Below are 20,885 nucleotides of genomic sequence, written 5' to 3'. Positions count from 1 at the left end.
TATAATTTCTATAAAAAATTCAGGCTAAATAAACATCCCGAATTTACCGGAATCAACATTAATCCAACTAATTAAATTAGTCGTATAAATAACCGGAAATATCAACTAAGTAAACTACAAATACATAAAGGATTTACTTTCTTCTTTTGAATTTGGGAGGCTGAACATAAAGTTCAATGGTGCCCGCAAATCCCGAAGTCTGCACGGGTACTGCGCCTTCAATTAAACGGTTGGAGACATTCTGACGATAACCCGCGAATAGCTCAACACCAGCATAATTGCCGATCTTACGGTTATACGACATGCCCAAATCAATGTCTACCCGACGGCAAACGCCGAGCGCATCGCTGTTGAATTGGTGAAGATAATAGGTCCGGCTCACTGCTTCGGATTTCAGGTAAATGATATCCGAAGGCGAAAGGTTTTTCCTGAAAGCGATCTTCTTAGGAAGCATCATTTCCAGTCCGGAATTTTCAGAAAAATTGTAGTTGAAAATCAGAACAGGAAGCACCGTAACCCTGAAACTCTTGTTCATCATTACACCAAAACCCACTTCTTTATTAGCGCTTTTCCTGCGCAGGAAAGAAGCAGATAATGTATAGTTAATAGGAATCTCGGACCAGAACAACCGCCCGAAATCGCCGCTTTTATTAATATGTGAAGTAAATATAAGCCACGAACTGCTATCTAATTTAACCACCGAATTAAGGTCCAGCGCAAATGTCCGCAAATTCCAGCCTTCCATATGGCTTACCGGATTTTCACCCGTGCTTTTAAATTCAAGCTGTTCTGTGCGATAATTGGGACCGAGCAGCACAGCCATTTTTTTATTGTGAACAAGCGGGACCCATGCACGCATGAAATATTCTTCCTGCGTAAATCTTTTGGTATCCGTCCCATTAAAGCGGTATGTTTTACCGGGCGCATGCGTGTGACGGAACGTTAACCATTTTGATGGCGCCATCCCTTCGAGTCCGGGTTTAAGCGATTGGCACACAGCGTGCGCACTCAGCAATGTGAGTATAATAAAAAATGGCCCGGGACCGCGAAACTGCATAAATTACTAGTTATGAGCTGGTAACGAAAATGGATTTCCAATAAGTTCCGGAGTTTGTTAAAACAAAATGAGTTGGATAATGCTCCGATTATCCAACTCATTTCAAATTCCTATTTATTACAATTTTATCTGATATCCTCGTATTTCCCCTGGTTCAAATCGCCGGTTTCAAAACCTTTTTTGAACCAATACATTCTTTGTTGTGAACTTCCATGCGTAAACGCATCCGGGACAACGTAACCTTGCGATTCCTTCTGGAGCTTATCGTCACCGATGGCGTTGGCCGCGGTTAATGCTGCTTCCAGGTCACCCGGTTCGAGGATATTTTCCATTTGCTGCGCATGGTTAGCCCAAACGCCTGCAAAGAAATCTGCCTGAAGTTCGAGCTTTACGGACAGCTTGTTGTATTCTTCCTTACTGATCCGGCCGCGCTGCTCTTGCAGCTGCCCCGAAATTCCCATTAAATTCTGCACGTGGTGCCCTACTTCGTGTGCTACAACATACGCCACCGCAAAATCGCCCGGCGCTTTGAATCTGTCGCGTAATTCATTACAAAAGTCAAGATCGATGTATACTTTCTGATCAGCAGGGCAGTAAAACGGCCCCATTGCAGAAGATGCGCCGCCGCAGGCACTTTGCGTTGCGTCTTCGAACATTTGCAAGGTTGGCTGCTCGTATTGTGCGTCATTGGCCTTGTAAATCTCGCCCCAGACATCCTCTGTGCTACCCAAAACAGCAGAAACGAAATCGGCCGTTTTATCATCGGGAAGCGGTCCTGGCGCGCGCGTCTGAGCAGGCTGCTGGGTTTCCGTCCCTTGCAGATTCCCTAAAATCTCGCTGGGATCCTGACCGGTTAAGAGTCCAATTGCCAGCACAATGATCATTCCGATCCCGCCGATCGCTACTTTACCGCCTCCGGACATTCCCCGGCGGTCTTCCACATTGCCGCTTCTTCGTAAATCTTGCCAACGCATATTTTCTGATGTTTGAGATGCATGGAAATCAATAAAAACCATGCCAATATACGTCGGTGATAATTATTGCATAAGTTTAGGATGTAAAAACAAATATGCCGAAAATGAACCAGGAAATTAACCATCCATTACCCAAGGCTTATGTTGCGATCGACAATGCCACAAAAGCATCCGGCTTTACCATGGCATCCGACATTCAGACCTGTTCTTTGCTTAAAACATTAGCCGCCTCAAAACCAGCAGGCAAATTCCTGGAACTCGGAACAGGCACCGGACTATCCACAGCCTGGATCCTCGACGGCATGGACGACGATTCGACATTGGTTTCGATTGACAATGAGGCTCAATTCCTGGCCATTGCAGAGGACCATTTGGGCCAGGACCCCAGGCTAACATTAGCATTGACCGACGGCGAAGACTGGGTCAAAAATAACCTCAACCAAAAATACGACTACATTTTCGCCGACACCTGGCACGGCAAATACCTGATGCTGGAAGAAGTGCTGGCCATGCTAAACAAAGGCGGTTATTACATCATCGACGATATGCTCCCCCAACCCAACTGGCCCGAAGGCCACGATCTAAAAGCCATTAAACTGATCGAAGATCTTGAAAAAAGAACAGACCTGGTTCTCACAAAACAAGTCTGGGCAACCGGCATCGTGATTGCGGTAAAAATTTAAATGCAATCCCCGGTTCCGGGAAATGAAGGAACCGGGGATTGCATGATTACCGCAAAACCAACACTTTTTGCTGCAACACCTTATCCCTTCCGGTAAGCCTTACTATGTAAATTCCAGTGCTTGTGCTTTGAAGTGGGATGCTTAATGGGCCGCTCTTGCCGGTGATTTCCTGGGACATGAAGACGGTTCCGTTCGTGCTGACCAACTCCATTTTATCAAAAGGATCGCTGAGCACCATATCGATGGTGGCATTGCTGATAAGTGAGGGTCTTACGAAGTTGGCAGGGGAATTGTTTTCGGTATTCACAACGATGATTTTGGAATAGGCGAAACTATCGTCTTTATCAACCATTTTTAACCTGTAATAAAGATTGCCACCAAAATTGATGTTGTGTGAAAATGCGTATTGAGAGCCGGAAACGGCATTTTGTCCGCTTACTGTTCCTACTTTTACGAATTGAGCTGTGTTGAAGCCTTGTTCTATGTCGAATTGCTTGAAATCTGTTTCACTGGATGTTGACCAGGATAAGTTTACACCTTCATTCCCTGGTGTGCCTAAAAAATCAACCAATGTTATGGGTAATGCAGTACCGGCAGAAATCCGGTAAACCGCACTGCCGGTTACTGCGTAAATTTCACCGCGCTGATCCTCTCCAATATCCGTGATATAAATTACAGTGGAAGTCTGGTATGTTTTAGTGGCTTCATTAGCGGAAATTTTATGGATGTCGCCGGAATAATAATCGGTCCCAATGTACCAGCCGTACATTTGAGGGTAAAGTGATCCTCTGTAAACCACACCTCCGATGACTGATTGCCCTCTTTCACCATTGACATAAGCGTAAGCAGGAGCCACATAAGGCCCGCCTGTGTCGCAGCCGGTCCTGTTCACCCCTGGCGTTGCAATGTCGCCCTCAAAACAGCGCCACCCGAAATTGGCATTGGCAAGCTGAGCCGGCGTTCTGTGGTTGATTTCTTCCCTGGCTCCCTGCCCTACGTCGCCTATCCACGCATCGCCGGTAAGCCTATCAAAACTCCATCGATATGGGTTTCGTAATCCTAATGCATAAACCGCATTGCCATAAGGGTTACCGGCTGGGACGGCGTATTTGATGGGATTGCTATCGGGCACATTTACATCCATCCGTAAAATTTTACCAAGCAAAACATTTGGATTTTTAGCATTCTGATTCACGTCATTTGCACCTCCACCATCGCCGACCGACAAATAGAGAAAACCATCCTTACCGAAATGCATTTCTCCTCCATTGTGGTTTGCGTTACCAGGATGCGGAATTTCCAGGACTTCTAATCTGGTATTCGGATTGACTGCATTATTACTTGCCGGATTGGCAGCCGTGTATCTTGCCACCACAAGATTCCCCTGCATATTGGTATAATAAGTATAAAAATATCCATTGGTTTCGAAGTTCGGATGAAAAGCGATACTCAGCAAACCGTCTTCATTTCCTGTAAGCACAACCTGACTGTTCTGATTCATATTCAGAAAGCTCGTGGGCGTCGCGGACGGGCTCGGTGCAAGCACTTTGATTGTTCCGCCGCGTTCAGCAATGAAAATGCGGTTGGAATTATCATCTGCATGCACCAGTTGCATGGCAGAACTTAGTCCGGTGATCACAGGGTTCTCCGTATCAATGTTGACCTCAGGAGTTTGAGCAAAAGCTAGCCCTGTGCACAAAAGCATGCCCGAGGCGCTAAGAAAGATTTTAAGAAAGAAGTTGAAGTGTTTCATATAATTAGCAGATTATTGATAGTATTTCTATAATATGTGTCATGTTTTTACTACAACATCTATGCCTTAGTTTTTCCTAACGAGAATTAATGTCAAAAGGCCGCCTGATGTTTAAATCAGACGGCCTTTCTATTTGAATGTTTTGTAAAATGCTAGCTGTAATAGAATTCCCCAAATTCGCTTTTAATAGTCAGTTTCTTAGTATCCGAAGCTTCTACCCTACCGACAATCTGCGCATCGATCCCGAACGATTTGGATATCTCAATTACCCGCTCCGCATGCTGCTGAGAAAGGTAAATTTCCAGTCTGTGGCCCATATTGAACACTTTATACATTTCCTGCCAGTCTGTTCCGCTTTCTTCCTGGATCATTTGGAACAATGGAGGCACCGGCAGAAGGTTATCCTTGATAATGTGAAGGTTATCAACAAAATGTAGAATTTTTGTCTGAGCGCCGCCGCTGCAATGCACCATGCCATGGATCTCCGAACGCATCTCGTCCAGCAATGCTTTGGCAACCGGCGCGTAAGTCCTTGTGGGTGAGAGCACAAGCTGGCCTACATTCAATGGTGTTCCTGCAACGGAATCGGTCAATTTTTTGGTTCCGCTATAGATCAGGTCTGCATTTACTTCCGGGTCAAAGCTTTCCGGATATTTTTCTGCGAGATATTTACCTAAAACGTCATGGCGTGCAGAAGTTAGTCCGTTACTGCCCATTCCACCATTGTAAACTTCCTCATACGTTGCTTGTCCGCAGGATGCCAACCCTACGATTACATCACCAGCGACAATGTTGGCATTGTCAACCACCTCCGAACGCTTCATTCGCGCAATGACCGTGCTGTTGACCGTAACAGTTCTTACCAGATCCCCTACATCAGCGGTTTCGCCGCCGGTGCTGTAAATCTCAACGCCATAGCTGCGCAGCATTTCCAGAACCTCCTCAGCACCATTGATCACCTCAGCAATCACTTCACCGGGAATGCGGTTTTTATTCCGGTCAATGGTCGAAGAATAGAGCATTGGGCCCGTTGCACCTACGCACAAAAGATCGTCCGTATTCATCACAATCGCATCCTGCGCAATGCCTTTCCAAACCGAAATATCGCCCGTTTCTTTCCAATACAAATAGGCAAGAGAGGTTTTCGTACCAGCGCCATCGGCATGCATAATGGTGCAATATTCGGGATCACCAGCCAATGTATCCGGAACGATTTTGCAAAAAGCTTTTGGAAAAAGCCCCTTATCTATCTTTTCAATGGCCTTATGTACATCTTCTTTTGAAGCCGAGACACCGCGTTGCAGATAACGGTCGGTAGTTTTCATTTGAGCGTAATTAATTAATATCGCACAAAAATAGGAAAAAGCCCCTCCCCAATCAATTTCCGTTCTATTTCGAAACGATTTAGAATATTTCAAACGATTTCGAATTCAAACGATTTCCAAAATTCAAACGATTTCCGTTCACTTAAGTGAACGGCTAACTAATGGGGGGATTTTTTGGGGGATTGGGGGGATTTTTTGGGGGATTGGGGGGATTTGGGATTGGTTGGTTCCCATCCGTATTTCTTCATGAATCGGTCATTTTCTTGCTTGAATGTTTTCGTTCGATGATGCGATTCTTGTTTTCTGATATAATTTCTTACAATTTCAACATGCCTTTCGCTTACGCTGACAGCCCAATAATCGTCCTGCCAGGTAAATTTTCGGGTCGTTAACTTGTTTTTATTAATCCAAAACGAAGATTCACCTTTAATCAATTGCGCCACTTTGCTAATGGTTTGCTCCCTTTCAAGCGCAACCAAGCAATGAGCATGATCCGTCCATCCATTCACGGAATCAAGGAAAATGCCCTTATCTCTGGCATTTTCGTAGATATGCTCAAAAACTTTCCATCTGATTGAATCATTTAAAAACGGATGCCGGTATTTCGTCGCGAAAACCATGTGAACCCAAACTCTCGTCCAACTCATAATGAATATCGATTGTTATAAATACTCATTAGACGTAACATCAATATTTCAGTCACATCATAATTTCTTCGAGTCGTTCTGAATTGACGGTTTATACCCAATTGATCGTAAATTTGCCTTTCAATCCGATCTTTTTTACTACAAATACATCACTGCATTGAAACTCTGGCAAAAAGAAAATACGGTTACTTCTGAAAAAATAGAAAGATTCACCGTTGGGCGGGACCGGGAAATGGACCTGCACCTGGCGGAATATGATGTGCTGGGCAATCTGGCGCATGCTAAAATGCTTGAAACCATCGGGCTTTTGACTTCTGAGGATCTTGTAGCATTGGAGCAGGAACTCAAATTAATCCACTCTCAGATTCAGCAAGGCGAGTTCTTAATTGAAGAAGGCGTGGAAGATGTGCATTCACAAGTGGAATTGCAGCTAACACGCAAATTGGGCGATACAGGCAAAAAAATTCATAGCGGGCGCTCCCGCAATGATCAGGTGCTGGTAGACATGAAGCTGTATACGCGTGCGCGTTTGTTTGAAGTGGTGCAGGCTACTGAAAAGCTATTTGATGTGCTGGTAAGCCGCTCGGAGGAGCATAAAAATGACCTTTTGCCTGGTTATACGCATTTGCAGATCGCCATGCCGTCGTCGTTTGGCTTATGGTTTGGCGCTTATGCGGAAGGGTTGATAGATGATGTTATTCAATTAAATGCTGCCTATCGCCTGGCTAACCGCAACCCGCTGGGATCGGGGGCGGGATATGGATCTTCTTTTCCTTTGAAAAGAACATTGACTACTGAACTTTTAGGTTTCGAGGGCATGCACCATAATGTTGTGTATGCACAAATGAGCCGCGGGCGCACGGAACAGGCTGCATTAACGGCTATTGCATCATTGGCTGCAACCGTTTCCAGGTTAGCGATGGATGTTTGCCTTTATAACAGCCAGAATTTCAGCTTCATCGTGTTGCCCGACGACCTCACAACCGGAAGCAGCATAATGCCGCATAAAAAAAATCCGGATGTGGCGGAATTGCTTCGCGCAAAAACAAACCGGATGAAAGCATTGCCGATGGAGGTGACGATGGTTTTGAGCAATCTGCCGTCGGGTTACCATCGGGATATGCAGTTGTTGAAAGAGATTTTAATGCCTGCTTTTGATGAAATTCTGGATTGCCTGGACATTGCCGCATTCATGCTGGAAAATATGAAAGTGAAGCAAAACCTATTAGATGATGCCAAATATGATTTGCTTTTCAGCGTGGAACGTGTGAATGAGCTCGTGATCAATGGCGTGCCTTTCCGGGATGCTTACCGACAGGTTGGGGCGGAGATAGGTGATGGAAGCTACACGGCCCCGCGCGAGTTGAAGCATACGCACGAAGGAAGCATTGGAAACCTGCAAACTGCTGAAATCCAGCAGCGCATGAAGCAGGAGATCGCGGCTTTTGGTTACGATAAGGTAACTGCAGCACTGAAAAAACTATTGCAGAACGGTTAACAAAATGAAGGAATGTGGCGAAAGATAAATGTGTTGATCCTTATTTGCCTGCTGGTTTCTTTTGATAAAACCGAAGGAAGGCCCATTCGTGAAAAATTGCCCGCGAGACAACTAAAAGTGATCCTTTTTCTGGATCCGGAATGTCCGGTTACCAATGCGTATATGAGGGAAATAAAGCAAATTTATGCCGATTATAGTGCAAAAGGCGTGAGTTTTGAAGCCTACTTTCCGATGGAAACAATTACGGAAAAGGATATTAAGGCTTTTTTGAAAAAATACAATGCTACATTCCCTGGCTTTCCGGATCCTGGCATGCGGAAGGCAACACGTTACAAAGCGACCGTTATGCCGGAAGTTGTTTTGCTCAATGCAAATGACCTTGTTGTCTACCAGGGCGCGATTGATAACTGGTTTTACGCGTTGGGAAAAAGTCGTCCGAAAGCGACTGAGCTTTACCTGAGAAATGCACTGGAAGCGACATTGAATGACAATCCGATCATGCAAAGTAAGACACAGGCCATTGGTTGCCTGATTAATATGAAGCTGGATTGATAACGGGTGGGACGTCGTTTCATCCCTCCGGGATTTGCGTTTCACAACCCTTTTTATTTGCTACCAATGTTGCGTCGCGCTGCGACTTTGTTAAGTAATAATTGAATGAACCATTTACAAAAAAAGGAAGGCCAGGCGGCCTTCCTTTTTCAATTATAACTAAATCTAAAAATATAAAATCAAGGCTTATCCCACCAAACACGTCCTGCTGCGCTGGTCAGGTCACCGAAGCCTGGCATGGCTGCCATTGCATCGTAAGCTGCTTTTTTGTTTGCGTAGTTAGGGTCAGACTGTGAAGGCAATGTAATTGGTGCACGGCGTGGCACTACCAAAGGAACATTCAGATAGGTTAGTTTTGGCAAAGGCACAACGGATTTCTCGTTAGGGAAACCTGTGCGTTTGTAAAGGGCCCATCCTTCCTGTGGCTGCTTCATGAAGTTGAGATAACTCTGGCTTGCGATCTGGTCCATTGCTCTTGCTGTTTCGAAGGCAACGCCTGGCTGTGCAAGATATGCAGTGATTTCTGCTGGCGTTGTTGGCGTGTAGTCAGTCAATTTTGCATTAACACCAACCTGATTATACCATTCCAAAGAGCTTTTCACACCTGCTTCGTACCATGTTTTTGCCGCTGCTGCGCCTGTTGTTTTCAATGCAATTTCAGCACGCATAAAGCAATACTCTGCGTAAGTGATCACAGGAAGATAAGATTGTCCTGTTCCTGCATTTCCGGCTGCGTCCGCTTTACCGGTGCTGAACAAGCGAGGCTGGATCAGTGACAACGTATCTACATTTTCCTTGTTCGAATTGATCACCTTCGGCGTGTAATAACGCTGAACGACCGCAGTTAGCCTTGCTTCATCCGGGCTTGTAAAACTTCCTACGTAACGTCTTCCTTCTTTTGTACCGGCAGGAAGTTTTTTCTCAGCAATCAACAAGTTAATGTTGGCCTGAGAATATTCGTTTGGCGTGAAGAATGCGTCAATACGCGGATCGCGCTTTTCCCACATAAAATCCACCATCGGCTTAGGCGCTCTGAGCTCGTCTGTATTCCAGTTTCCGCCGCCGGCGTCACCTGTGAATGTTGCATTTCCGATGAATATCCATGCATCTTCATTGCCAGCCATCATATCTGCGGCAGGCTGTGCCAACACTTCTGTAATGATCGCGTTTCCAGCTGCTGCATCCGCTTTTTGAACACGCATAGCCATTCTTAAACGTAGTGCATTCGCCGCTTTGATCCATTTCTGCGGGTCGCCTTTGTAATACTGATCGTAAGCTCCCAAAGAATATTGAGGAACCGCAGGGGAAACTTTCAATGCAGCAACCGCAGCTTTGATCTCACCGTCCAGACGTGCGAACAATTCCGGTTGCGTGTCATATTTCGGTTGAAGTGTTCCGCCGTAACGTCCCTGGAAAGCTTCCGAATACGGAATGCTTCCATAGATGTCAGATACATAAAATGCATAGTATGCTCTCAGGATGCGTGCTATCTGGATCATCTGATCGTAGCGTGGCTGCTCCTCAGGTTCCAGCTTGCCTACAAGCTGTTCCAGATCGTACAATCTATCCCCAACACCATTGTAAAGCCTTCCGTAACGGTTGGCGAAGTTGTCGAAGTTCAATGTGAACGATCCCTGGTTTCCGTTCAGCAGCGTGTTGTACTGCATCCAGGGCATAATACGACGGTATAGGTCATAGAATGCTTCAAAATCCTGTCCGTGAATACCAGTGGTTGCATTCAGAAACTGGTTCTGAGGCGGGATCTCAGTAAGTGCATCCGGGTTTTTGTTAATGTCCACGAATGCTTCCTTTTCGCAGGAGGAAAGAAATCCAACGGCGGCTAACAAGAATATTTTACTACTTCTAAATTTCATAACAAATTTTATTTTGAATGGGCTGTAATAACTCAGGATCACAATCCTACACTCACCGAAACGCCTAGGTTACGTGAGAAAGGAAGACCACCATATTCCATAAATTCACCCGCTTTGTTGCTGTATAAACCTTCTGGGTTGATACCGTCTTTCGCTGTGCGATACAGATAGCCCAGGTTACGTCCAACCAGACTTACACGCAATGACTGAATCTTCGCCTTTCCTAACAATGAAGCAGGAACGTTGTATCCAACCGAAACTTCACGAAGCGAAACCCATGAGTTTTCGAACGTAGAATATTCACGGATACCCGATGACCATTGCGTAAGGTTCATGTAGTAAGCGTAAGCAGGAATTGGCTTCACATATCCAGCCGCAACTGCATCAGCATATGCCATTCCTCCCAAATCTTTCGGAGCGCCGTCTACCACAACCTGGAATCCGTTGGCTAGAACGCCTTCCGGAATGATACCATCATTTCTCACATTTCCTTCCGCATCTGTAAACGTTACGCCGCCCAGCTCAGTATTACGACCTGGAAGGGTGAACGCAAATGATCCCAAAGAAGAACCATACTGGTGCGTTGCAGATGACATCAAGCCACCGATCTTCGCGTCAGCCTGAACTGTTGCTGTAAAGTTTTTGTAACGGATCGAGTTTACATTGCTCGCAAGGAATTTCTCCATTACGCTTCCCAGTTCCTTGTCTGCTTTTGATCCGTATGAACCGTTGCGCACATAACCGATTCCACCTTCACCGGAAATGGCTCCGATCACTTTCTGACCATTAGCAGGATTGTTCGCATCATTCGATTCGTATATCGCGAAACCGTAAGGAGTTATGATCGTTCCGTAGTCTTTTCCAACTCTTGCGACCGACTTAATGTCAGCACCAAAACCAAGGTTCAACTCGTAAGTGTCTGTTCCCTGAACCAATTCCAAAACCTTGTTACGGTTACGGGAGAAGTTAATGCTTGTATTCCATTCGAAATCAGCCTTTTTAATTGGCGTAGCAGTAAGCAAAATCTCAACACCTTTGTTCTGAATTCTACCTGCATTCACGATACGGCTGCTTACACCAGACTCAGTTGTGGTGTTCAAGCTTAGGATTTCGTTCTTCGTAATTTTGTTGTAGTAAGTCGCGTCAATCCCCAAACGGTTGTTGAAGAAACGAATGTCAGCACCAAATTCAACTTCTCTTGCCAGACGGTTTTTCAAACCATAGTTAGGAAGTGTGTTGGGGTCTCTGAAACCTGCCAGGTTGATCTGGCTTCCATCTGCTTGTAAATAAGCAGGTTTTGGCTCATAAACACCTGTCTGGTTCGTAGACCACGCTTCTGTGTCACCACCTGTGTAACCCAAGCTGGCTCTTACTTTACCAAATGACAGCCATGTAGGAAGATCTTTCAGCGATTCTGTTGCGATCCATGAAAGTCCCACAGAAGGATAAGAATAAATGTAGTCACCGCTTCCGTTCGCATAGGTCAATGTTGAAGACCAGTCTGTACGATAGCTGGCGCTCAATGTTAACGCGTCTTTGAATGTCAGGTCACCATACGCATAAAGAGCGTCGATTCTCTTTGAAGGCGTAAGCGCAATGCTTTCTGTTTTAAGAAGATTAATACTGTTTGACAAAGAATAAACATCAGGAACGCGAAGACCGCCATCTGTTCTCATGTCAAACTTACGTCCACCGATCAGACGGTTTGTTTCTCCACCCACCGAAAGGCTGAAATTGAAGTTGTCACCAATCTGGCGTGTTGCCGTAACCAATCCCTGAAAACGGGTCTGCGTTTTGTTTTCAGAATACTCACGGTATTCACCACCCGAGAAGTTTACATTATCTCCCCTGTTCTGGTTGTTACCTGTGTACAATTCGTTCTGAACGTTACCACGAACCAGGAAGCTTAACCAGTCAGTAATGTTACCAGTCAGATCGACATTTCCTCTGAACACTTTTTCATTACGGAATTGTCTGTATTCAAATGTCTGGAACATGAATTCAGTAATGTTGTAAGGGTCAGCAGAAGAACCTCTGCGGCGGCCGCCGGCGATAGGATCCAGATAATTTTTCGACCAGTAATCAATGTCCATGTTACGCGGACGGTTGTATACAAAACGGAAAACCGGGTTGTAGTTACCGCCCTGACGGATCGGGTTGACCATGTCGTTATCCGTATAATCCGCACTTACGTCCAGATTAAGCACTTTTCCGATTTTCTGTGTTCCGCGGATGTTGAAGTTGTTTCTCTTCAATTCCGTTCCCGCAGCCATGATAGACGTGTTTTTCAAAGTCGAGAACGATGCACGGAAAGAACTGCGTTCGTTACCACCTTCGATAGCCAGGTTATGGTTGATATATTTTCCAGTCTGGAAGAAGCTCAAAGGATCATTGGCTTTCCATTCCACCATGCGGCCATCCAGGTCACGCACTTGCTGTCCTTCGAATTTCGGACCGTAAGAGAATGGGAAGTTGGCACGGTCCACTTCGGGAACTCCGTCAGCGCCGGTTGCAAATGTCGGGCTTAAACCTGCACCGTATTCATTTTGCAGGTCAAGGAAACGATATGCATTTTCAAATGTAGAAGTATGGTTGTAAGTAACACCCAAACCTTTGTCCTGACGTCCTTTTTTGGTTTGGACAACAACAACACCATTCAAAGCCTCAGAACCATAAAGCGAACTTGCAGCTGAACCTTTCAACACAGTCATAGACTCAATGTTGTCCGGGTTGATGTTTTTCATAATGTTACCAAAATCCTGCGCAGCTCCCCAAGAGTCAGCTCCTGATGTTCCAGGGCGGATAAGCACACCATCCACAACGAAAAGTGGCTGTGTATTAGGGCTTAAAGAAGCATTACCACGGATACGGATACGTGAAGAGGACATTGGACCACCCGTTCCCTGGTTGATCATAACCCCTGCCACTTTACCCTGAAGCGCGTTTACCATGTTGGCATTAGCAGTTCTGGTAATGTCATTTCCTTGTACGGACTGTACAGAGTAAGCTAGCTTTCTGGCTTCGGTAGTCATACCAAAACCGGTTACCACCACTTCGTTCAGTGTTTTGTTGTCTTCTTCCAGATTTACGGACAGCTGGCTGGCATTGCCAACCGTTACTTCTTTACTGATGTAACCAATTGAAGAAAACACAATCACGGATGTGCTGGAAGGCACACTAACACTGAATGTTCCATTGGCATCCGTAGCACCACCTGCGTTGGTTCCTTTTACAAGGTAGGATACACCAGGCAACGGATTTTGATCCTTGTCCAGCACCGTTCCATTAACGGTTTTTCTGTCCTGGGCCATGCTCCATGTGCTCCCTATAAGCAGGAGAAGCAAGGTTACCAGACGGGTTAAAGTCGTAAACTTTTGTCTCATAGTAAACTTTAGTGGTTAAATAAAGGTGGCTTGATTCCCATACGTATGCCCTGCCCTAAAAAGATTTTCAAAGTTGAATAGCCTATTCGTTAACAGCATAAGTATTGATGGATCAAAATAAATATAAATATTAACAAAAACATAACATTTATTAAAAAATATTAATAATAAGCATACAAAGTAAGTAGAGTGTTTGGCCGATTGACTATTTGACCTTTATTTTCGACAGCAAATGGCGGCCTACCAGCTCTCCCTGGTGCTGGCCATTGGTGATGGAAGACCGGTAATGAATCCCGCCATACAACCGGCTGATCCCGGCCTCGGCCGCTGCTGCGTTGAATGACCTGAAAGTGCGGACCGGCAGCCCATAGTCAGTTTCTGTATGGTCATTGAATGAAAAATCTTCTCCCAGAAGGTCGGTTAACACGACTGCTGCCGCGGCAGAAATGACGCTATGCCCGCTGGTATATTCCGGGAAAGGCGGTGTTTGGAGCATAGGACGCCATTTTTCGTCTATATAAGCATTAATGACAGTTTCGGGCCGGATAAACTGGCTCCTGTATTTTTCATCCCAGCAACTGATAAATCCGTCGAATAACGCCATGGAAGTCAGAACATAAATGGCAGCTGTTTCCTGCCAGTTTTTGCCTTTACTTTCCGTAGCCTGTCCTGCAATGGATATCCAATGACCGCCGGGTGAGAGCTTTTTGGTTGCAAAATTAAGATGGCCCTGTGTGTTGAGATAAAGTGGATTACAGTCCCAAAAGCTGGCAATCAACACCTCTTCTTTGCTTAACTTTTGGGTAACATGGTAAACCTCCCGCACCTCTTTCATAAAAACGCTGCCCGTATCTGTACTGTATCCCGGTGGCGGAACGGGTTTGAATTGCCCGGCAGAATCCAGGCTAACCGGCCTGATCTGAGACCAGTAAGGTTCCACAGCGTCAATGAACCCGGGCGGTGTTGGCGTCCATTTGCCTTTTTGCTTACTGTAAGTGTACCGCCGCTTTGTCCTCGTTTTTGCATAATTGTCTTTCGCAGACCAGGTTAATATGCTATCCGCCACGGCCTGCCCGAGTCGCAGGGAGTTATTGTAGACCAATGTATCTTTCTCCCGGAAGTCATTCAGGATTACGCGGATACTGTCGGTTAATAAATGCTCCGAAAACACCAGTTTGCCCCCGGTTTTGAAAAACGCATAGACAGCGGCAAGCTCATAGTTGACCTTCTTCTCACTTTTTAGACCCTTCATGTCAGGAAAACCGGGGATTTGTCCCTGCATGGTCCGATAGCTTTTATCCTGCATAGCAAGCGTTTCATAAGCAGCAACATTGGCATACAAATAAATCCTGCTGGCGGCCGGAGGGGAAAAAATATCATACACGATCACACGCGTTAAGTTTTTTTCAGCCCGGTGCAAAAGCCTGGGTGAGGGCCCTGCAACGGCAGCAATGCTATCCCAATAATTCGCAAATAGCAATATCAGCAGCAAATGCAAAGTGAATCTTCCCCTCATTTCTCTATGGTTTGTTCAAAGATCAAAGGCTCACCATTATTAACGGATAGCACTATACGCGTGTTTCCTATTACGGTTCCGTTCCGGATTTCACCGCCCGCCCAGAAACCGGATTGCGCAGGGTTTATGGTTTTGTACTGAAACGGCGCAACTTGTCGCAATGCCACTCCTACTGACGCATCGCAAGGGCCCAGCTGAACACGATAGGGCGAAAAGTTGCCTGCCAACAGCAAATCAGTCTTTTTATCGCTGTTTATATCCATCGGAATGATTGCGCTTACCCGTGAGATCTGTGCTTCCTGCGGCAGTTCGTGTTTTTGGAATTGAAAGTTGCCTTTGTTTTCCAGGATAATGCTAGACAATTGTTTGCAGTGGACTTTGCTGCTTTTACTAATGGCCTCTGCGCCGAATATATCCGTTAATGTTGCATCCGCGTAAAGCGCATAGCTGGTGTATTTTCGTTTCAAAGCCGGCATTTGATCCAGCATTTCGTCGCGGGAAAACATGGGGTAACTTTTGTCACCGATAAAGTAAGTGCACACGGGATCCACGACGCCATTTTTGTCAAAATCATCATAATAAATTGTTACAGGCTGCTCCGCAGATGCTTTGTATTGATTATTGAGTCCGCCGTTGCCTAAAACGAAATCCATATCGCCGTCATTATCAAGGTCAACGGGCATTATAGCGGCCCACATGCCATCGCTGTTTTGCAGCTCCGAGGGGGATTTTTCGGTAAATGTATTTCCTGTGTTTTTATATACTTTAATCGGCATCCAATCGCCTGCCAGCATCAGATCCGGTTTTTTATCATTATCAAAATCACTGAAAACGGCCGCGGTTACCATACCCGGATTTAGCAGGTCTTTGGACCAATCGGCAGTGACATCTGTAAACTTTACATTGCTTACCTGACTGTCATTTCTTAAAACATAACTTCTTGCAGCCATTGGAAACGAGCCCGGAATGGCGCGTCCGCCCACAAAAAGGTCCATATCACCGTCACCGTCAATGTCTGAATGAACAGCACACTGCTTGGGATTTTTCATCGACGGCAATGCCAGGACTTCTTCATGGAAATTGCCCTTTCCATCATTGATATACAAATGGTCCCGGTATTCCGGCGACTGGTCTTCGAACTCATTGCCACCGCTTACAACATATAAATCCGGATCCCCATCTTTATCCACATCAAAAAACAATGCATTCACTTCCTCACAGGCCGCATTCTGCCGCCATGGCTGGGCCGCTGCTCCTTCAAACTTACCGTCCGGGTTTTGCAGATATAACACGCCAAACTGATTGGAAGCACCGCCAAAGAACAGATCTTCCAGACCGTCGCCGTTCACATCCGCTTTCGCAAGCGCAGGACCAAATTTTGACAATTGATAAGGCAGTAGCACCTCCACTTTGAAATCCACGAATTCATTTTCATTGTGAATAAAGTCAATACCAATGCTTAGAGCACTAGCTTTTTGCAATTTTGTCTTCAAAACAGGCCTTTCCTGATCTGTCACTGCTGCATTTGCATCTGATTCTTTCAGGGTCAGGACGTTGGCGGGCAGATCCCTCAGCATAGTTATTTTTCCGGAAGGCCAAACCACTTTCAGGGAATCGATCTTTGAAACTTTACCCAAACCAAAATGCAAATCCGAAGTCACGGTGGCCTGATAACCCCGCACCGGATAAAGCTCTGCATATTGCGTAATCCCGCTGCTATAAACCCAAACCTTGCTTCCCAGAGCCCGTGTATTCTGTCCTGCGCTGGAAAGCTTAATCGTCAGCCCTTTTTGATCACTATTATTCTGATAGATCGAAACGGGCTCGTTCACATTGGAGATCACAATGTCCAGGTCGCCGTCACCATCAAAATCCACATAGGCCGCTGCATTGGAAACCACATCCTCATTGAAGCCCCATTTTCTGGAAACATCTTCAAAGGCGAATCGATTGGAAACGTCCGCTGTGTTGCGGAAAAGATAATTTTTCAGCTTGTTGGAGGGCATCTTCTGGACCAAACTGTATGTCTTGAAATTCAAATTCCCCTTCCCTACTTCCTTCATTTGCTCGTCGGCAACGGTGTATTTCAGAAAATCCATATTCGTGAAATCGCGGAGATAGCCATTGGTAATGAGCAGATCCTTCCAGCCATCATTATCGAGGTCGGCCATTAACCCTGCCCAGCTCCAATCTGTGTTGGAGACGCCCGCCATTTGCCCTATTTCGCTGAATCTGACATTGCCTTCTGCATCGGTGCCCTGGTTTAAATGCAGCATATTACGCATACTCTGGTGGTAATAACCGCTGTCGAGCAGTAAATGATATTGGTCGTAAATGTCCGGACCTTTGAGCAGCTTCTGGCGATGATTGTCTTCCGGAAGCATGTCTAATGTGAGCACATCGGGTTTTCCATCGTTGTTAAAATCGCTCACATCCGCGCCCATGGAAAATTTGGAGACGTGGGTAAATGACTTTTTCAGGGATTCCGTGAATGTTCCGTTTTTGTTGTTGACATAATAACAATCCACCTCGGTGTAATCGCTCGTCGTGTAAAGGTCCGGCCAGCCGTCCTGATTCATGTCGGCCACAATCACGCTCAGACCGAAATTCAATGCATTGTTGATAATGCCTGCGTTTTTTGTAACGTCTTTGAATTTCAGCTTTCCTGGCTCACTAATGTTCTCAAAAAGCCTGTTTCCGTAATAAGGATTCGGCTTTGCACGCATGGCGCGCGTGTTCAGGAAGGGATTAACCGTGTGATTGGAGTGGTTCAAAAGGAACATATCCAGGTCACCATCTTTGTCATAATCAAAAAAAGCAGCTTGCGTCGATTGCGAACCAACGGCATTCAAACCAGCCTCAACCGCCATTTCCTTGAAAACAGGAACGCCGTTTTTGATGCCCTGATTGATAAAAAGCTCATTACTACGGTCGGAAAGTTTGCGGAAGAAGCCGGAATGGCAAACGTAAATATCCAGCAGCCCATCGCCATTTACATCCGCGACGCTCACGCCCGTAGACCAGGTTCCGTTGCCTTCTATTTTCGCCTTTTTGGATATGTCTTCAAATGTGATTTTCCCGGCGGCGGATTTATTGAGATACAACTTGTTAGCAACTGTATTTCCCGAAACAAAAAGGTCCGGCGCGCCATCATCATTGAAATCGCCTATGCCGATCCCATTGCCGTTATAGAGATATTCATAGCGGAAAATGTGCAGCGAATCATTCTCCTCGATCTTGTTGATAAAAGTGACCTTTGTGTCTTTGGGTGACAAAAGTGTGAAGAGGCTTTGTGTGTGGCCCGGCCAGGAGATGCCGAGAATGGTAAACAAGGAAATGAGACGAAAGTAAAGTTTACCCATTCGTAATGCTGTTACCAGATATATGCTAACTCATGAACACTCCTAATTCCATTTAAAAACCAGATTTTCATCTCCGGCCTCGCGCTCCACATACATTAAAATCAAGGTCATCATTTCCTGGTCGCTCCGCATATTTCCCGTGGACATTACCAGTTCGGGAGGGCTGTGCGGATTGGCAGGATTGGCCGCAGTGTTGTCATAAGTGCCTTCTACGTGCACAATGGCTCCTTTTGGTAACAATAGTGGCTTTTTATATTTGTAAATTTCCTGCCAGCGAAAGTCCCACGCTGGCACATGCACCAGCTTCACCGTGTCGCCCGCAGCAGTGGTCGCATAGGCTTTGAACTCCTTACCCAGATAATGCATATGCGGCCAGGCGTAGAGCAACGAAACATCCGGCTGGTTATTGGCAATCCGCAAACGGAAACTTTTGACCTCATCTGCAAAAATCATGAACGGCGGACTAATGTCCTTCTCCCCGATCCCGCCTGAACCCAGGCTGATCACTTTCACCTTCCGCTTAATGGGCGTTTTCTTGAAGAAAATATTTACACCGTCGATGCTTTCGGCATCCACAGAAGACGGCCCGAAATGTACAGTTACCAGCACGACGCCGCGTTTTGGCATGATCCAACCCATATCTTCGGGATAGGTTTCAACGGTTGTTCCGGGAATCCAGCCGCCATAGTAAGTCATTTCCTTTTTGTATTTGACCCACTCATAATATTTATCGCCAGAAGGCCCGCTGAGGTCCACAAAATCGACTGTGTTGTTCAGATCAATGGCAGGATCTGCAACCGGGTGGATCGCAAAATTGGCGTGGTGAATGAGTTTTTTATTATTGGAAGTAAATTCAATGGCCTCCACATTAGCCTCTTGTCCAAGCTCAAAAGGGATTTTAAACATCACAAAACGCTCTGCTGCGTCGCCTTTCACCATAAATGGCTCCTTCATCTTTAAAGCGAGGTCTGGCTTACGCTTATAAGCCGTCCCGGCACTCACCCGCGCCTGCAACTCCTGCTCGGCTTTCAGGTTTTGCTTTCCCTTCGGCGTGCCGCCATCAATCCAGCCTACAATTGTCTTGATATCCTCATCGCTCAGTGAGCGGTCGTTGGCAAAGGAATTATAATGATTATCCGCTTTCCAGGGCGGCATATAGCGCGAGCTTACGACCTGTTTGATAAACTTGGAACGCTTGGTAACATCTTCAAAAGTGATGAGGGCAAACGGCGCTGCTTCGCCCGTCCGGTGACAAGGCACACAATTGGCATGAATGATGGGCTGGACATCCTTATAAAACTCCGGAACCTGGCCTGCACACAAATCACACAACAACAAAAGCACAAACAAAAGGCCTGTTCGGAACGGCATGGTAATGAGTGGGTTTATCTCATGCAATTTAATAATAGAAAATTGATTTTAAAATAATTTAAGAAATGACATCCAACTTGATCGCCGTTCCCGCTGCCGACTTCGTTGCTGCCAGCAAATCATCCGCGTGGCAGATTGTGACTTGCTTCACGCCGTCGTTTAATGCTTCAAATGCGCTGTCCAGCTTGGGGATCATGCCTTTGTTGATGACGCCTGTTGATTTATAATCGGCATAGGAGGCTGGGTTGAGGGAAGAAATGACTGCATTATCATCGTCAGGGTCGGACAAAACGCCTTTTTTCTCGAAGCAGAAAATGAGGTTTACTTCGAAAATTCCGGCCATGGCGATGGCTGTTGCGGAAGCCATGGTGTCGGCGTTGGTGTTGAGCAGCAGCCCTTCCGAGCTGTAAGTGAGTGGGGCGATGACCGGGATAAGGCCGCTGGCCAGCAATGCATTCACTTGCTTTCCATTAACCGCTTCAATGTCTCCAACGAAGCCGTAGTCAATACTTTTAACCGGTCTTTTGACCGAACGTATGATGCCGCCGTCAGCGCCGGTGAGGCCGATGGCATTGCAGCTCAATGCTTGCAGTTGTGCAACAAGATTTTTATTGACCAATCCCCCGTAAACCATCGTTACAACGTCCAGCATGGCTTTATCTGTAATCCTGCGACCTTCCACCATCTGCGTTTCTATCTGCAATTTGGCCGCCATTTGCGTGGCAACTTTCCCGCCGCCGTGGACGAGGATTTTAGGAGCATCGAGTTTGGCGAAGTCTTTCAGGAAACGTGCGCAGGCTTCGGGGTTGTCGATTACGTTACCGCCGATTTTGACGACATAAAGGGTCTGGGACATTGTAGTGGGTTTTTATGCTGTGTTCGAGCCGCAA

Annotated in this window: 14 protein-coding genes; 3 read left to right on the top strand and 11 right to left on the bottom strand. The window is 46.0% G+C overall.

The window, feature by feature from the left end:
* Window positions 1–133: 133 nt before the first annotated feature.
* Both L0660_RS21840 and L0660_RS21835 read right to left on the bottom strand, forming a co-directional pair.
* The gene (locus L0660_RS21840) at window positions 134–1,057 is read right to left on the bottom strand and encodes a DUF6268 family outer membrane beta-barrel protein (protein ID WP_235161318.1); all 924 of its coding nucleotides are present in this window, start codon (window positions 1,055–1,057) and stop codon (window positions 134–136) included.
* Between the two features lie 125 nt (window positions 1,058–1,182).
* Window positions 1,183–2,031, bottom strand: a complete 849-nt coding sequence (locus tag L0660_RS21835; RefSeq protein ID WP_233794943.1) for a neutral zinc metallopeptidase — start codon at window positions 2,029–2,031, stop codon at window positions 1,183–1,185.
* Between the two features lie 104 nt (window positions 2,032–2,135).
* Between L0660_RS21835 and L0660_RS21830 the strand changes: the two genes are divergently transcribed.
* Window positions 2,136–2,714, top strand: coding sequence for an O-methyltransferase (locus L0660_RS21830; protein ID WP_235161317.1), 579 nt, complete (start codon window positions 2,136–2,138; stop codon window positions 2,712–2,714).
* A gap of 46 nt (window positions 2,715–2,760) precedes the next feature.
* Here L0660_RS21830 and L0660_RS21825 read toward each other — a convergent pair whose 3' ends face one another.
* From L0660_RS21825 to tnpA, 3 genes are all read right to left on the bottom strand, one after another.
* Entirely contained in the window at window positions 2,761–4,467 is a 1,707-nt protein-coding gene (locus tag L0660_RS21825; protein WP_235161316.1) for a PQQ-dependent sugar dehydrogenase, read from the bottom strand.
* A 152-nt stretch (window positions 4,468–4,619) separates the two neighbouring features.
* Window positions 4,620–5,792, bottom strand: a complete 1,173-nt coding sequence (locus tag L0660_RS21820; RefSeq protein ID WP_235161315.1) for an AIR synthase related protein — start codon at window positions 5,790–5,792, stop codon at window positions 4,620–4,622.
* A 158-nt stretch (window positions 5,793–5,950) separates the two neighbouring features.
* On the bottom strand, window positions 5,951–6,439 hold the full coding sequence (gene tnpA, locus L0660_RS21815) for an IS200/IS605 family transposase (protein WP_255712403.1): 489 nt from the start codon (window positions 6,437–6,439) through the stop codon (window positions 5,951–5,953).
* A 157-nt stretch (window positions 6,440–6,596) separates the two neighbouring features.
* Between tnpA and argH the strand changes: the two genes are divergently transcribed.
* Together argH and L0660_RS21805 are read left to right on the top strand one after the other, a co-directional pair.
* Window positions 6,597–7,937, top strand: coding sequence for an argininosuccinate lyase (gene argH, locus L0660_RS21810; protein WP_235161314.1), 1,341 nt, complete (start codon window positions 6,597–6,599; stop codon window positions 7,935–7,937).
* A gap of 12 nt (window positions 7,938–7,949) precedes the next feature.
* Window positions 7,950–8,489, top strand: coding sequence for a redoxin domain-containing protein (locus tag L0660_RS21805; RefSeq protein ID WP_235161313.1), 540 nt, complete (start codon window positions 7,950–7,952; stop codon window positions 8,487–8,489).
* 179 nt (window positions 8,490–8,668) lie between these two features.
* Here the strand turns inward: L0660_RS21805 and L0660_RS21800 are convergent, their stop codons facing one another.
* The 6 genes from L0660_RS21800 to argB all read right to left on the bottom strand — a co-directional run bounded on the left by L0660_RS21800 (window position 8,669) and on the right by argB (window position 20,851).
* Window positions 8,669–10,363 (bottom strand): SusD/RagB family nutrient-binding outer membrane lipoprotein, encoded by a 1,695-nt coding sequence (locus tag L0660_RS21800; protein ID WP_235161312.1) that lies wholly within the window; start codon window positions 10,361–10,363, stop codon window positions 8,669–8,671.
* Between the two features lie 38 nt (window positions 10,364–10,401).
* The gene (locus L0660_RS21795) at window positions 10,402–13,746 is read right to left on the bottom strand and encodes a SusC/RagA family TonB-linked outer membrane protein (RefSeq protein WP_235161311.1); all 3,345 of its coding nucleotides are present in this window, start codon (window positions 13,744–13,746) and stop codon (window positions 10,402–10,404) included.
* A 205-nt stretch (window positions 13,747–13,951) separates the two neighbouring features.
* On the bottom strand, window positions 13,952–15,262 hold the full coding sequence (locus tag L0660_RS21790; protein ID WP_235161310.1) for a vanadium-dependent haloperoxidase: 1,311 nt from the start codon (window positions 15,260–15,262) through the stop codon (window positions 13,952–13,954).
* Complete coding sequence (locus L0660_RS21785) at window positions 15,259–18,624, bottom strand: VCBS repeat-containing protein (protein ID WP_235161309.1); 3,366 nt, start codon at window positions 18,622–18,624, stop codon at window positions 15,259–15,261. Before L0660_RS21785 ends, L0660_RS21790 begins: the two co-directional genes overlap by 4 nt.
* Window positions 18,625–18,666: 42 nt before the next feature.
* The gene (locus tag L0660_RS21780) at window positions 18,667–19,995 is read right to left on the bottom strand and encodes a cytochrome c (protein WP_235161308.1); all 1,329 of its coding nucleotides are present in this window, start codon (window positions 19,993–19,995) and stop codon (window positions 18,667–18,669) included.
* 58 nt (window positions 19,996–20,053) lie between these two features.
* Window positions 20,054–20,851 carry an acetylglutamate kinase gene (gene argB / locus L0660_RS21775; protein ID WP_235161307.1) on the bottom strand — a complete coding sequence of 266 codons (798 nt, stop codon included), beginning with the start codon at window positions 20,849–20,851 and terminating at the stop codon, window positions 20,054–20,056.
* Between the last annotated feature and the right edge of the window lie 34 nt (window positions 20,852–20,885).

The sequence above is a fragment of the Dyadobacter sp. CY351 genome, assembly GCF_021502625.1.
Classification (GTDB): domain Bacteria; phylum Bacteroidota; class Bacteroidia; order Cytophagales; family Spirosomataceae; genus Dyadobacter; species Dyadobacter chenhuakuii.
Note: the sequence above shows the minus strand (reverse complement) of the source record. Positions and strands in the feature narration are given on the sequence as shown.